This window comes from Oceanobacillus profundus (genome assembly GCF_003515705.1).
GTDB lineage: Bacteria > Bacillota > Bacilli > Bacillales > Amphibacillaceae > Oceanobacillus > Oceanobacillus profundus.
The window spans coordinates 1-1,071 of the sequence record NZ_QWEH01000061.1 but is presented as its reverse complement, the minus strand read 5'-3'; the positions used below and the strand labels follow the sequence as shown (position 1 = coordinate 1,071).

1 protein-coding gene is annotated in these 1,071 nt (G+C 39.1%); it reads left to right on the top strand.

The features are described from left to right. Positions 1 to 114: 114 nt before the first annotated feature. Positions 115 to 1,062 carry an IS30 family transposase gene (locus D1B32_RS23555; RefSeq protein WP_118890508.1) on the top strand — a complete coding sequence of 316 codons (948 nt, stop codon included), beginning with the start codon at positions 115 to 117 and terminating at the stop codon, positions 1,060 to 1,062. The last annotated feature ends 9 nt before the right edge of the window (positions 1,063 to 1,071 follow it).

The window sequence follows — 1,071 nt, the reverse complement described above, 5'->3', positions numbered from 1 at the left end:
GACGAATTGTAATATTAAGTGCAACACCTAAAAAATGTGGTTAAAATAAAACAACCCATAACAGCTTCGTGTAAAATGTAAGTAACCACACCAACACATACACGGAGGTCTGTTATGAGCTACCAACATCTTACCATATTTGAAAGAACACGTATAGAAACGCTATATGATCAAGGAAAATCTATTCGCACCATTGCTGAAAAACTTAGACGTTCGCCATCTACCATCTCAAGGGAATTAAAACGCAATTCACAAGATGGGTCCTATCAATCTGAAAATGCTCATGAAAGCTATGACAAGCGCAGATTGCATTGTGGACGTATTGGTAAATGGTCTCAGGAACTAGCTGAAATTATTAACGAAAAATTGAAGCAAACCTGGTCACCAGAACAAATTGTAGGACGATTATTCCAAGGATCAATAAGCTTTAAAACAATCTATCGTTGGATATATCAAGGGTTATTAGTTGATCAGGATTTGAGTGTTCTTCGCCACAAAGGAAAACGTCAAAAACCTCAAGAAACAAGGGGACGCTTTAATGTTGGAACCTCCATTACAAAACGACCAAAAGAAATTAGAAAACGCAAGGCTTTTGGTCACTGGGAATTAGATAGTGTTGTTTCCAGCCGTGGAAAGAGTAAAGGATGTTTCGCTACATTTGTTGAACGTAAAACGAGATGGTACATTGCGTTAAAAATGCCTAACCGAACCTCTATCTCCATGGAGAAAGCCATTCGAACACTGAACGAAAAATTGCCGCCTGGCTCCTTTCAAACCGCTACGGTAGATAGAGGTAAGGAATTTGCTTGTTACAGCGCTATTGAGCAGGATACAGACATTCAAGTGTATTTTGCCGAACCTTATTCCTCATGGCAACGGGGTAGCAATGAGAATGCCAATGGACTTTTACGAGAATTCTTCCCTAAGAAATCCGATTTGGCTAAAGTCTCAGACGAAGAATTAGAACATGCACTGTCACTAATCAACAATAGACCCAGAAAATGTTTGAATTGGAAAACTACTCACGAAGCGTTTCAAGAAGAACTGTTGCACTTAATTTGACAAACGGTC

Bases quoted from the DNA above. Each gene is read 5' to 3' on its own strand.
- D1B32_RS23555 (WP_118890508.1), top strand. From the start codon at position 115: ATGAGCTACCAACATCTTACCATATTTGAAAGAACACGTATAGAAACG.